General features: G+C 33.1%; 15 protein-coding genes and 1 tRNA gene. 7 read left to right on the forward strand and 9 right to left on the reverse strand.

Translation table 11 applies throughout. From position 1 onward, the window contains the following. Positions 1-308: 308 nt before the first annotated feature. Positions 309-914, forward strand: coding sequence for a flavodoxin family protein (locus ACKI3Q_RS04360; RefSeq protein WP_407414634.1), 606 nt, complete (start codon positions 309-311; stop codon positions 912-914). 127 nt (positions 915-1041) lie between these two features. Here ACKI3Q_RS04360 and ACKI3Q_RS04365 read toward each other — a convergent pair whose 3' ends face one another. Then, positions 1042-2334 (reverse strand): prephenate dehydrogenase, encoded by a 1293-nt coding sequence (locus ACKI3Q_RS04365; protein WP_407414636.1) that lies wholly within the window; start codon positions 2332-2334, stop codon positions 1042-1044. Between the two features lie 42 nt (positions 2335-2376). Between ACKI3Q_RS04365 and ACKI3Q_RS04370 the strand changes: the two genes are divergently transcribed. The 3 genes from ACKI3Q_RS04370 to ACKI3Q_RS04380 are packed head-to-tail and all read left to right on the forward strand — an operon-like array spanning position 2377 to position 5510. Then, on the forward strand, positions 2377-3438 hold the full coding sequence (locus ACKI3Q_RS04370) for an mRNA surveillance protein pelota (RefSeq protein ID WP_407414638.1): 1062 nt from the start codon (positions 2377-2379) through the stop codon (positions 3436-3438). Between the two features lie 57 nt (positions 3439-3495). Further along, positions 3496-4452 carry a cell wall biosynthesis protein gene (locus tag ACKI3Q_RS04375; RefSeq protein WP_407414640.1) on the forward strand — a complete coding sequence of 319 codons (957 nt, stop codon included), beginning with the start codon at positions 3496-3498 and terminating at the stop codon, positions 4450-4452. Then, positions 4452-5510 carry a glycosyltransferase gene (locus ACKI3Q_RS04380; RefSeq protein ID WP_407414642.1) on the forward strand — a complete coding sequence of 353 codons (1059 nt, stop codon included), beginning with the start codon at positions 4452-4454 and terminating at the stop codon, positions 5508-5510. Before ACKI3Q_RS04375 ends, ACKI3Q_RS04380 begins: the two co-directional genes overlap by 1 nt. Here the strand turns inward: ACKI3Q_RS04380 and ACKI3Q_RS04385 are convergent. Further along, the gene (locus tag ACKI3Q_RS04385) at positions 5505-6800 is read right to left on the reverse strand and encodes an FAD-dependent oxidoreductase (RefSeq protein ID WP_407414644.1); all 1296 of its coding nucleotides are present in this window, start codon (positions 6798-6800) and stop codon (positions 5505-5507) included. The genes ACKI3Q_RS04380 and ACKI3Q_RS04385 overlap by 6 nt on opposite strands. Before the next feature lie 86 nt (positions 6801-6886). Between ACKI3Q_RS04385 and ACKI3Q_RS04390 the strand changes: the two genes are divergently transcribed. Next, a complete protein-coding gene (locus ACKI3Q_RS04390) occupies positions 6887-7165 on the forward strand; it encodes a HypC/HybG/HupF family hydrogenase formation chaperone (protein WP_407414646.1) in 279 nt (92 codons plus the stop codon). On the opposite strand, the gene ACKI3Q_RS04395 is transcribed toward ACKI3Q_RS04390, so the two are convergent. From ACKI3Q_RS04395 to ACKI3Q_RS04425, 7 genes are all read right to left on the reverse strand, one after another. Continuing rightward, positions 7159-7662, reverse strand: coding sequence for an amino acid-binding protein (locus ACKI3Q_RS04395; RefSeq protein ID WP_407414648.1), 504 nt, complete (start codon positions 7660-7662; stop codon positions 7159-7161). The two genes, ACKI3Q_RS04390 and ACKI3Q_RS04395, sit on opposite strands and share 7 nt — an antisense overlap. Before the next feature lie 138 nt (positions 7663-7800). Further along, positions 7801-7875 (reverse strand) — tRNA-Ile (locus tag ACKI3Q_RS04400). Positions 7876-8019: 144 nt separating this feature from the next. Continuing rightward, complete coding sequence (locus tag ACKI3Q_RS04405) at positions 8020-8304, reverse strand: metal-sulfur cluster assembly factor (RefSeq protein WP_407414650.1); 285 nt, start codon at positions 8302-8304, stop codon at positions 8020-8022. A 95-nt stretch (positions 8305-8399) separates the two neighbouring features. Further along, positions 8400-9308 carry a DUF5591 domain-containing protein gene (locus ACKI3Q_RS04410; RefSeq protein WP_407414652.1) on the reverse strand — a complete coding sequence of 303 codons (909 nt, stop codon included), beginning with the start codon at positions 9306-9308 and terminating at the stop codon, positions 8400-8402. 1 nt (position 9309) lies between these two features. Beyond that, positions 9310-9804: a TIGR00295 family protein gene (locus tag ACKI3Q_RS04415; protein ID WP_407414654.1), complete on the reverse strand. Its 495-nt coding sequence runs from the start codon at positions 9802-9804 to the stop codon at positions 9310-9312. A gap of 9 nt (positions 9805-9813) precedes the next feature. Next, positions 9814-10350, reverse strand: a complete 537-nt coding sequence (locus ACKI3Q_RS04420) for a transcription factor (RefSeq protein WP_407414656.1) — start codon at positions 10348-10350, stop codon at positions 9814-9816. Positions 10351-10403: 53 nt separating this feature from the next. Then, positions 10404-11258 carry a coenzyme F420-0:L-glutamate ligase gene (locus ACKI3Q_RS04425; protein WP_407414658.1) on the reverse strand — a complete coding sequence of 285 codons (855 nt, stop codon included), beginning with the start codon at positions 11256-11258 and terminating at the stop codon, positions 10404-10406. A gap of 44 nt (positions 11259-11302) precedes the next feature. Here ACKI3Q_RS04425 and ACKI3Q_RS04430 point away from each other — a divergent pair, with 44 nt between their 5' ends. Together ACKI3Q_RS04430 and ftsZ are read left to right on the forward strand one after the other, a co-directional pair. After that, positions 11303-11872 carry a pyruvate kinase alpha/beta domain-containing protein gene (locus tag ACKI3Q_RS04430; protein WP_407414662.1) on the forward strand — a complete coding sequence of 190 codons (570 nt, stop codon included), beginning with the start codon at positions 11303-11305 and terminating at the stop codon, positions 11870-11872. A 127-nt stretch (positions 11873-11999) separates the two neighbouring features. Then, a complete protein-coding gene (gene ftsZ, locus ACKI3Q_RS04435; RefSeq protein ID WP_407414660.1) occupies positions 12000-13133 on the forward strand; it encodes a cell division protein FtsZ in 1134 nt (377 codons plus the stop codon). Positions 13134-13140 lie beyond the last annotated feature (7 nt).

Raw genomic sequence — 13140 nt, forward strand, 5'->3', positions numbered from 1 at the left:
AATATTTTATTAAAAATTAATAAAATTAGCTAACTGTTTAAAATTTATTATCAAATTTTGATTCATTGTATTAAAATAGTATTTTCATATATTGTATATTAATATTTTTTTAATTGTTCATATTGGATTTTGGAGGTTTCAAGAAAACATGTATAATTTTCCTGTTAAATATGGATTGGTAAAAGTTTTTAAAGGAGAAATTTGATATTATTAAATAGTTATTTAAGAAAAATTTTCATTTGAACAGGGTTTTGATGAAAATATTAAAAACTCATTATTGGCATGGAATTATTATGGTGGGTAAAACTGTGAAAACAATTGTAATTAATGCAGATCCTAAAGATAATGAACATAATGCAAAACTTATGAAATCATCTTTGGAAGGTGCAAAATCTGTTGGTGCTGAAACCAAATATGTTAATTTGTATGATTTAAATTTAAGTGGTTGCAGAGTATGTTCAATGTGCAAAAAAGATGAAGAAGTTTGTAAATGTTTTTGGAATGATGACCTTTCGCCATTGATTGAGGAGATTTTCAATTCCGATGCTCTTTTGATTGGTGTTCCAATATTTTTTTCACAACCGTCAAGTCATTATTTGGCGTTGCTTGAAAGATTAATATATTCATTAGTTTCCTACAAAACGGGAAACAAATTTAATGGTAAAGTTAATGTTGGCTTATTTTATACTATTAATTTTCCTTTGGGTTATTTTGAAAAGTCTGTTCTCCCTCATCTCAAGCAATCTGAAGATTTGCTTAAAATGTTACATGGTGATGTGGTAATTTTCACTTCAAGAAAGATCAGTGCAACTATGCGAAATAATTCATCTGATGATGAACTTAAATTAATGAAAGAGCAAATAGCATCAGATATTAAAAAAGCTTTTGAAATTGGTGCTGAGTTGAGCAGTTAATTAATCGTTGAAGCAATTATCGACTTAAAAAGTTTCTGTAAATATGAAATAATGGACATTATGGTTATTATCTTCTTTTTCTCGGGTGGTTTCAAGAAATGTGGCTGTACCAAGCACTAAAAAGCAGCTATCTTAAAACTCCACCGAATCCGGTTAGAATATTTTTAACATTGTCAATTGCTTCTTTTGATAGTGCACTAACTTCAAATGTTAGGCTCTTGTAGCCATCGTCAATTTGAGGGCCTTGATAAATGTCAGTTAAAACTATGCTTACAACATCCTCAATATTCTCCAGGGTTTCAACAATAATGTTTGGAGTTACATTTTCGCTGAATATGCAACTTATTATTGCATGTTTTTGCTTAATGTTTTCTAATTTCCATTGGTATAACTCTTCATCGCTTAAAACTTCAATATTTGCAATTCTGAGTTTTGTTCCATTATCCAATGTTGCAGTTTTACCGTCTACTTTTTCTAAAACTCCAATATGGACCTTTCCTGAATAGATGTGTCTAAGGGCCATTTCTTTTCCAACAGAATCAAATAACAGACTATATTCGTGACTTAAAGCGCTGATTGCTTTATCACTTCTACCCAATGCGTTTTGAGTATCTCCCATATTTTTGGTGGCTCTTATAGCTATTTCAACAAACTTGTCACCGTCTTCCGCTTCAATTGCATCTTTGAGTTCATTAACGGCTTCACTAAAAGCATTTCTGACTTTTGTTCCATTGTTGTTCATTGATTGGATGTAATAGGTTAAATATGGATTTTGTGAAGTTATACGGGCAATCATATCAATCATCAGGTTGTATATTGGACTTTCGTAATCTTCAGTTCCTGAAATATCGACTTTCAGCTTTTCCATTGCAGAAGCGGTTGAAATAAATGAGAAATGGGTTAAAACCTGAACTATGCTCATCATAAAATCATGGTGTTCTGCAGTGGTCTCTATTATTCTCATGTTTCTGTTTGCCAAATAGTCATAGACTTTTTTATACCATTTGCCTTTTTCAGGTGCAGTCAGGACGATTACATGATTGTCCACTTCTGTTGTTCTTGGACCGAAAACAGGGTGGGTTGGAATATATTCGACGTTAGGCGGCAGATATTCTTGCATAGCTTTCATTGGCTCTTCTTTTATTGAGGTAACATCAATCATTACTGAGTCTTTTTTCATAAATGGAGCGACTTCCTTGATAACTGATGTTGTCACATTAATTGGGACAGATATTATCAGCATATCGCTCATTTCAGCCAATTCAATATTTGACTCAATATATTCAACATTTAACTCATCTGCAACTTTGCGACCTTTTTTATGGTCTCTTGCGGTTATGGTCACCTCAAATTCATCCCTAAAATAATAAACTAGGGTTTTTCCTAAACCGTCAGTTCCACCTATTATTCCAATTTTCATATTAATAACTTTAATAAACATTACATATAAATAATTAATACAATGAAAATCGTTAAGCAAGATACAAAAGAAGGAGTTATTGAGGTCATTCCAGAAACTCTGGATGATTTGTGGCACCTGTCCCATATTGTTGAAGTTAAGGATAATGTTTCATCTAAAACAACTCGACGTATTCAGGATAACACTGGAGATAAGTTAAGAAGCGATAGGGGTGTTAAAAAAACATTTTACTTAGGAATTGATGTGGAAGGTATTAATTTTCATTTATTCACTGGAAAATTAAGATTGACGGGAGTTATTACAAGAGGGCCTGAGGATCTAATTCCTTTGGGCTCACATCACACTCTAGAAGTCAAATTGAATACTCCTCTAACAATAAAAAAATTGAAATGGCCTAAATGGGCATTAAAAAGATTGAAACAGGCTATTGATGCTTCCAAAAAATTGTCTGCAATCATCGTTGTAATTGAAGATGATACGGCCACATTAGGTTTGATGAGACAATTTGGAATTGAATATTATGGCCCCGTTAAGGGAAACATCTCCGGAAAGCGTATTGTTGATAAAAACAGGGATAAAAACATTATTAAATTCTATGAAAGCATAATCGAGTCAATTAATAAATTTGATTCAATTCAAAACATTATTATAGCAGGACCTGGATTCTATAAAAATGACTTTTATGACTACCTTAAGGACAAACATAAGGATTTAGCTTCAAAAGCCATCATTGAAAGCACAGGCACTGGCGGAAGAGTTGGAATTCATGAAGTTTTAAAGAAAGGCACTGTGGAAAAACTTACTGTTGAAAATAGGGTAGCTAGTGAAATGATGGCAGTTAATAACCTTTTGGAGGAAATTGGTCAAAATTCTTCAAAGGTAGCATACGGTTTAAAGGAAACTAGTGAGGCCATAAACTTGGGTGCTGTCGACAGATTACTAATTTTGGATAAAATGGTTGCAACTAATAATTTAGGCCAACAAATGGACATGGTTGAAAATATGAAAGGTGAAGTCATGGTCATTAGTTGTGAACATGATGGCGGCAAGCAATTGGAAAGTTTAGGTGGTATCGCAGCTATTTTGCGATATGCCTTATCATAGATTATATATAGTATTATAATTATAAGTTATAAGTGATAAATATTGTGAGTTATTGTTATGTATACATCGATGGTTACGGCATTTATTTTTGTTTTCATTATTTGTTTATTTGGAACTGCAATGGTAAATATCGTATTTAGGTTTTTTGGTAAAAGAGGATATTTGGGCAACTTATATCCTAATGTGAGAGGAGGCATTCCTCGTGGAGTTGGTATTGTTCCATTTATTTTATTGTCTTTTTATTTTTTACCAAATTTCAATGACCTTGTTTTAATCATTGGTGTATTTGCTTTCATTGATGATATTTTCGGTAGAAGAAAGTTCAGTTTTGTAAATTTGGAAATTGGTCAATTTTCAAGAGGTATCGGCATGATTTTAGTAATGGTGGCCGGTTTTATTCATGGACTTGGTATTTCTTCAATTTTTATTGCATTACTGATTCAGCCGTTAAATATTTCAGATATGCAGCCGGGTTCATGTGCAATGGTTACTATGGTAATGTCTATTGTTACAATCGTATTTATGTTTATTATAGGAACTCTCCCTGTTGAAGAGCTTCCGGCAATTTATACTCCAGTTTTAATATTAGTTGTATGTTTAGCATACTGTCCACTGGATTTTGCAGGAAAGATAATGTTAGGTGAAGTTGGAAATCATAGTTTTGCTGTGGCTTTGGGTGTTGCATTTTATTTGATTGGTGGATTTTGGTGGTTAATTTTACTTTCAATATTTACAGTTTGCTTTACAGCGTTTGTCAGAAGAAATACTCTTAAAGTATTCTTTAGGCAACGTTTAAGAATTCTTGATCCAACATTTGGTGATTATATTATGGATGTTTTAACAGGTGGGGGATTAGGTGACTTATTCCGTAAATGGATTCTTAAGGATAAGCAATATGAGGTTAATAATGATTTACTGATTTCCTTAGGTTTCAGAAGACTATTATTCAATCCCCATGCAAATCATCCGAACATGTTTATTCCAGAACCTAATTCTCTTAGGAGGAATTATTAATGAGGGGATTAATTGTTGTAACTGGAAGGGGATTAGGTGGAGATGCTGTTGTTGCTTTAAATGTAATTGAAGCCCTTGAAGAAAAAGGCGTCGAATGTGAAATTGCACTGGATGAGGAAGCACCAGGATTATTGTTTAAAAAACATGGTTACTCTTGGCATAAAATTACTGTTCCTATGGCCGGAGGACATGCCGCAACTAAAGCATCTTCTGCTAAAGCTGCTTTAAGAACATTATCTGCTGCTTTAAAAGCAAGAAAATTAATAAAAAAATTGGATGTTGATTTTGTTGTTGGAGTTATCGGAGGAGGATCTGTTATAGCAAGTCTCGGTGCTAAGTTGAATAGAAAGCCTTGCGTTACATTATGCTGTACTCCTTTGGATATGAAAGTATGTCCTAGATTAAATCACACCATAATCTTGCCGGAATATTACATGTTTAAGGAAGATGTTTTGCCTGAAAACATATCCAAAACATTTTATCCATTGGATGATGATGTTGATTCCGGTGATAGTGCAGTTGCTTTAGAAAAACTTAAAGAGTATCCTTTGTTTGATGAAAACAAAAAAACTATTTTATTCTCTTCAGGTTCATCTCTTTTTAAAGGCATAATTGAAGCAGCAAACAATTTCGCTGAATTTACTGATGATTATAATATTGTAATGATTGGATATCCTCTGCAGGATGAGTTTTTGGATTTAATCAATGAAGATAAAATTATTTATCTGGGATTCATTGATTGGCTAAACCATCTCAATAAATTTATAGATTTGGCAGTCCTGACTGATGATGGAGTTATAATTGAAGAGATTTTGGTATCTGAAGTCCCTATTGTAACCATAACCAAAATCAAATGGGGAAGATATCACAATATGGAAGGTGTCTTTAAAGGAGCCCTTATGGAAACAGATATGGAACATGCTAATGAAACTGTTTTGCAGGCTTTTGAAAATTATGATTCCTTAAAAGAAGGTGCTGATCATTATGCTAAGATTTTATTAGAGACAAAATCTAATTTAGCACAAAAAATAATTGATATTTGTGGAAATAAATTATAACCACAAATTTTTAATAATTTTATAGTTCGTATCGCTAGACGGATGTATTTCCAAAAAGTTAGAATATTCATCTAACGGAGAATCTATTCTCATTAAATAAGATAAATATGCCACGTCACTTACTGATGATGGGGAAATGGAATTTATCTTTTTAATTTTGTTGTTTTCACTATCAAATTCTATTTTTGCCAAACCTGTGTCTCCTGTCAGTATTTTCCAAAAGGAATTAGGTCCAGCTATTGAGGGTAAAGTGATGGTTTCTGTTTTCACATCCTTGATTTTTTCATTTTCAACAAAACTGTATTCGTTGTTCAAACTTATGCACTGCGGAATTGAATTGTAACTTATCTTATTCAGGTATCCTGCCATATTTCTTGCAGCACAAATACCTTCCATCCGAGCTACTGGTGTCAGCTGCCAGCCTCCGGTAACATCGCCCGCAGCATATACATTATCGCGGGAAGTTTTCATAAACTCATCGACTTTGATGGTATTGTCAGGGTTAATGTCAACAAAACCTTGGGCAATTTCTGAATTTGGGATTCTTCCTGTTGCGAAAAATGGAATTCCCTCAAGTTCATCACCATTTGAAAGAACAACTTTATTCTTACCGCATTCACTAATGTCTGTATGTTCTAGGATATTGACCTGAGGTATAATATATTTTAATATATATTTTTTGAAGTCAGGGTCAATTTCTTTTAAGAATTCACTTCGGGCAATAACATTGACTTCACTTCCTAATGTTGAGAAAATGTTGGCCAGTTCACAGGCAATAATTCCTCCCCCAACAATATTCAGCTTTTCAGGGAGGTTGTCAATTTTTAGAATATCTTTATTGGTCAATCCGTATTTGCTGCCTTTGACATATGGAATATGTGGCCTTGCACCGGTAGCGAGTAATAATTTATCGTATTCTAAGCTTTCACCATTAACTTCTACATTATTTTCGTTGATTTTGGCTTCTCCATAAATAATTTTATTTCCAACGCTTTCATTTTCTATTTGGTTTAACTTTCTTAGAAATTCCTGTGTTTCAGTTATTTTCTCCACTATTTTATCATAACTTACACTGATTTGGCTTTTAACAAATCCGAATTCATTAAAACGTCTGTTTGAATCGATAAATTTTGATATGTCGCTCAGTGCACAGATAACCATACATCCTTCATTTAAGCAAGTTCCTGCAATATGATTCTTTTCAATTAAAATAACATCTTTTCCTAATTTTCCAAGTTCATAAGAACCTAATCTTCCTGCAGGACCTGATCCAATAACAATATTTGTCACTTCATCACCTATTAGTTAATTTTATATAATAATTAATAATATATTTTATTTATTAACTAATTTAAATATTGAGGGGATGAAAAAATATGTGTATTGCAGCGCCGGCACAAATAGTTAAAATTGACAGAGAAGAAAATGTGTTATATGCTGACTTTGGTGGAGCAAGACAGGCTGCTAAAATGGATTTGCTTCCGGATGTAGAAGTTGGTGAATATGTTTTAATCCATGCGGGTTATGCTATTGAAAAATTATCTGAAGAAGCTGCTAAAGAATCTTTAGAAGCTTGGGAAGAATTATTGGACGTTCTTGAAGAAGAAGATAAAGAAATGGAAAAAGCAAGAATGGAATCTGGTTTATATCAATAGATTGATACTCTATTGACACCTTTTATTTTTAAAAATTCACTTAACAAATCACCATCAATAGGACTTTCCGTTATTATTGTAAGTATCGGAAAGTTTTGCATTGCACTGTCTTCAGCATAAGCTTGCCTTATGTTTATTCCATTTTTTGAAATTAGTTCTGTTGTTGCAGCAAGTACTCCTTCGTTATCTGATCCAACTTCGATTTCTATTGCACCTAAATTTACTATTTTTGCTATATTTTTAAGCAATGTTCCGGCAGGAATAATATTATTAAACAAATCAAATAATTGTGGGTCTTCTTTAATCACATCAATTGTGGATTTAATAGCTCTTCTATCAACGTCTGATGCTGTTGCTAATGCTTTATCACTTATTTTTAAATTTCCACAGTATATTTTACCGTCTTCTTGCACTGAAAGGCCCAATTCAATCATCTTTTCTGCAACACGTATTCTTGCAGGGTATTTTTTAAATTTTTCTTCTATGATTTCCCACATTTTTATTCTCCATTACACATTTTTGTACATTTAAGTTATATTATGTAGAATATAGTATTTAAATATTCGGAAAATATTGAAAAAATTTAGATAAAATTATCAAGTAAAAAATAATTCAGTAAAAATAGTTTAGAAAAGTAGGCTAGATGGGATTCGAACCCATGACCTCCCGGTTATCAGCCGAGCGCGCTAACCAAGCTGTGCCACTAGCCTATGTAACAACAAATATATTTATGGTTTTCATCATTATATAAATGTTTTGGTTTTTCATTGTTTTTTGATAAAAAATTAAAATGTTCAAGTTAATTGTCATAAACTAACTTGAATGGATGGTAGTTGTGTGGTGTTGAAATATAATTATCTGTTAATCATTTCGTTGATTGAATCTGCCATAACATGGCCTTCAACAACAATAGTAACTTTGGATACTCCATCAACCTTTTCGGCTTGAGTTTTAGCATCTGCAGCAATACGAGTAACACTCATACAACCAGGGTTGGTTGGTTTAATAACAATTTTTGCTTCGTCGCCTTCTACACTAATATCTTGTACAATTCCCATTTCAACGATACTTATTCCCATATGAGGATCGTTAATAACAGAAACTGCATCTCTAATTGAATTTACTAATTCTTCAGACATATATTGCACCTCTTATAATCATTAGTAATTTGTATAACAACTAATATATTTTATGTTGATAATTTAAAATATTTATATATTATTGTTTTGTAAATTTATTTTACACGATGTTTTATTTTAACACCTATAACATTTGAACATAATTCCATCTCGTGGCCGGTTAAAACGGCTCTGCCCACTCCAACAACTTCGTCATCTTTTACAACAACCACTTCATCATTAGGAATGATATTGTGGTCGGCTTTGTTAATTCCTGGAGCAAAAACAGTATTTGTTTCTAGATTAAAATCTATGTTGACAATATTAATACCCAAATCTTTTAAAATTTCTCCACCAGCTAAATTCAGGCGATAAAGCCCATAATCTTTATTTAACATGGCAATCTGTTTGCCGTTAACTATAATCTGCTTGTGATATCTGCCTTTTGTTTTGACATCATCTGGAATGAATTCATAAGCCTTTGGCCCGAATTGATAAACGGCAATTGATCGGAGTTCATTCAAAACCTTATCTCTTCTGTTAATTTTATTATGGTTTTTAAGCTCCATTCTTAAGTTATATATTGAATCAGGGGATGTTGGCTTTCCATTCTTGCAAGTTAGAGTAAAATCATCTAAAAATGCTTCACAGGATTCCAAATATCCTCCGTGGAGATGAGCAATAACATTTTTGCCTTCACAGTACTTTTTTATCAGCTGTCCGCTTTCCCTAATTTCGTCCTGGGACCATGAACCTGTGGTACTGACATCGTAAGACTGGATTGGAAAAGTGTTTTCAAGTTCTCTTGGACATATTCCAAACGGTGAAGTTACAATAAGCTCTTGAAATGATCGGGTAACTTTTCTGAAAGCCTGATGTGATTTGGAATTGGAATAAGGTTTTTTCATACTGCATGGGAGTAAAACGACACTATCTCCAATAGGCTTCATTAATTCCATCCTTTGTCTCCATCTTACAGCCTCAGGCCGGTATAATGATTCTTCACTTGAACATATCACTTTCATTCTAATCATCCTTAAAAGCTTGTATTAATTCTTCATCAAGTTTAATTAAACGTTTAATATTGTCATCAGGATTATCCATACGGAATTTCCATTTTTTGATTACATAATCAACATCAACTTCTTTTGTCCCGCTAATCAGGTTATCTGCATGGGCAACGATTTTTTCTTCTAAAGTTTCCGGAACATAAGACTTTTCAAAAAGACCTAATTCCTTGGCTTCATCTTTGGTAATTCCTGCGCCAATATGCCTTTCAATTATATTTAAAACTTCTTGGGGGTAGTTATATTCACGGGCAATTTTAACGCCTTCAACTGCATGGGTAATGTCGTGAGTTCTAGATCTTCCTATATCATGCAGTAATGCACCTTTTCTTATGAGTTCCTTATCTGCTTTGGGAAAATTCTCAGCTATTTGGAATGCTTTTTTACACACTGCTATAGAGTGGTCTATTACATTCTGTGGTGTTTTTTCTTTTTTAAGAATTTCAATTTCCATTATATCAATTTATTCATTAATTGCTTCTTCAAATTTCTTGAAATTCTTTTTATCAATTGTAATCCTTCTTTTTAATAAAGATTTTTCTTTTTTAGCATCGTATGGCTCTAGTTCATAGTCACATACCGGACAGTAGAATTCAAAATCTGAAGATTCACTGTAATCTCCTTTGAAATGTTCCGGGTCCATACAGCAGATGAAGTATAAATTGTTTTCTAAATCATCTAACAGCTCTTGCCTTTCATTTAACCTTTCTGTGTAGAATTCAGTAATTTTTTCCACATATTCCTCTTTGTCAAATTTCCAGGTATATGTGAACCATTGAGTTTCAGGGTCTTTGTTTCTTTTGTAGTTGGCAATTGAAGCATCATGCAATTTGTATAATAATTTTCTAACAGTATTCAATTTGATGTCTGTTTTTTCATGTATCGCTTCATCGGTTTCAATTCCGTCAATTAATGCTTGGATGATGGCTTTAACATTTTTTAAATCGTCAGCGTCTACAATTTGTTCTAAAAAATCGTTAACTATTGGATTATTTATCATTAAATTACCCCTAAACAATAATATTATTAATTTGTTTTTTCTATTATAAAAAGTTAGTTAATTTTTCTTATGATAACTGCAGGGGTGTGTGTTATGCTGTCAAGAGCTTCAATAGTCACTCCAGTTTCGGAGGTGCCTAAAACTTCTTTGACACTATGAATTGTTTTCATTTCTGTAGATAATGATTTTTGATAGTCTTCAGCAATGTTTGCTATTTTTAAAGCTTTTTCCACGCCAATCTCTTCGCTGCAGCCTAATGGTGTTGAACCCATGTTTTCGCTCAATTGGCCTTTTACATATCCGAAAAATCCTTTGTCTGCTTCAATTCCGTCGATAGCTATTGGCAGGCCTGTAAAGTATTTGCCATTTTTCATGTATGTTGCATCTGTATCTATAATCATTACGCAAACTTCCTTTCCAATCTCTGCCTTGATTTTGCATGCAACTTTTTCAGGATCCTTCGGAAGCAGTGAAACGCAAGTTCCCGGAGCATTGCTCAAGTCAATTCCTGCCTCTGAAGCAGGTTTCAATGCATGTTTAAGTCCATATAATTGCAGAACAACTTCCTTATGGGCTTTAGTTTCTTCGGGTAATCTCCTTAAATTTTTAATGGTTCTTTTCTTGATTTTCAATAGCGGTCCTAAAACATATCCCCATAGATATTTGCTCCAGAAGGTCGTTAGAAATTTGGCGGTAAGTGATGGTGTGTATTCTGCCTCATCGATTAATCTGCCTTGAGAAACAGAAATGGGTGTTTCTGCAATTACCAGATAATCTCCATCTTCCATTAATTTACGGGCAGGTATTATTATTGAGTTCAAATCTTCATTTGGTTTTATATATCCGGTTTCTATAGGAATTACCATGTAATCTCCATTGATTACATGTTTTATATTTTCGTCAATCATGTTATCTTAAATATTATATAATAGCATATTATATTTAAAGGTGAATTAATATGAAGATAACATACTTTGAAAAAGAAGGTGAAGACTACACTGATGAATTAGTTGCTGCCGTAAAGGAAAGATTAGATGAATCTGATGAAATAGATAATATTGTTATAGCGTCTGCAACAGGCAAATCTGCTTTAAAATTATATGATGCAATAAATGGCGATGCAGAAATCATTAATGTAACACATCATTCCGGATTTAAGGAAGAGAATGAATTGGACATAAGTGATGAAATGTTGGATGAACTTGATGAAAAAGGTATTGTGACTTTTATTGGATGCCATGCTTTCAGTGGTGCAAATCGTGGCGTAACTAATAAATATGGAGGATTTGCTCCTTTGGATATTGTTTCCGATACATTGCGTATGATTTCCCATGGTGTAAAGGTTGCCTGTGAGATATCTATAATGGCTGCTGATGCAGGTTTAGTTCCTGTGGGCGATAGAATCATAGCTATTGGTGGTAGAGGTTCTGGTGTTGATACTGCAGTAATATTAACTCCGGTTAATGCTAAAGATTTATTCAACTTGAAAATTCATGAAATAATAGCTATGCCAAAGGATTAATTTGATTTAATTGCCGGTTTAATAACTATTTTTTTAAATTTTTTATAAATATAGTTGCATTTAAATATTAGTTTAAACAGAAATATTTAACAATATTATTTTTAAGTAGAGTATGTGGGGTTAATTCGTGAAATTTATAGATGATGCAATAAAAGAATCTGAAGAAAGAATGGAAAAAGTTGATTCCAAACAAACTATTACGTCCGATATTGATGAAGATCTTATCGGATTCATCAAAAAAACTAATATTTTCGTTGTTGGTGCTGGTGGTGCAGGAAACAACACAGTTTCAAGATTAAATGATATTGGTATTGAAGGTGCTGAAACTATTACTGTCAATACTGATGCACAAGATTTATATTATAGTAACGCTGACAAAAAAATTCTTTTAGGTAGAAAAACTTCTGGTGGACTAGGTGCTGGTGGAGATCCAAGCATCGGTGAAGAATGTGCCGAAGAAACTGAAGATGAAATAAGGGAAGCACTTGAAGGCGCAGATATGGTATTTGTTACTTGCGGTCTTGGTGGAGGAACAGGTACTGGTTCAGCCCCTATTGTCGCTAAAATTTCTAAAAAATTAGGTGCTTTGACTGTGGCTGTTGTTACCATGCCATTCTCTGCTGAAGGTATTAGGAGAAGAAACAATGCTGATGATGGTTTAGAAAAACTTCAAGAAGCAGCTGATACCGTAATTATTATTCCTAATGATAAATTATTAGAAGTAGCTCCAAACCTTCCATTAACTAAAGCATTTTTAGTTTCTGATGAAATCTTAGGAAGAGCTGTTAAAGGAATCACTGAATTAATTACTAAACCAGGTATTGTAAGTTTAGACTTCGCTGATATTAAGAGTATCATGGAAGGTTCAGGTATGGCAATGATTGGTATGGGTGAATCTGACTCTGGAGACAGAGCATTAGAATCCGTACATGAAGCATTAAGCAGTCCTTTACTCGACATCGATATTTCAAATGCTACTGGTGCTTTAATTAACATATCTAGTGGTGAAGATTTAACATTACATGAATCTGAAAAAATCGTTCAAGTTGTTGCTGACAAATTGGATCCTGAAGCTAATATTATTTGGGGTGCTCAACTTGACTCTTCATTACAAAGTACTGTTAGAACCACTATTGTTGTTTCTGGAATCAATACTGATGATGAAGAATCAAATGTTGATTTTGATGATGATGAGGAATCTGCTGGTGAAGCTCAAGCTAATAACGATCAGTTAGATGATTTTATTGATGGAATTTTCTAAATCCATC

This window comes from Methanobrevibacter sp. (assembly GCF_045636185.1).
Lineage (GTDB): Archaea > Methanobacteriota > Methanobacteria > Methanobacteriales > Methanobacteriaceae > Methanocatella.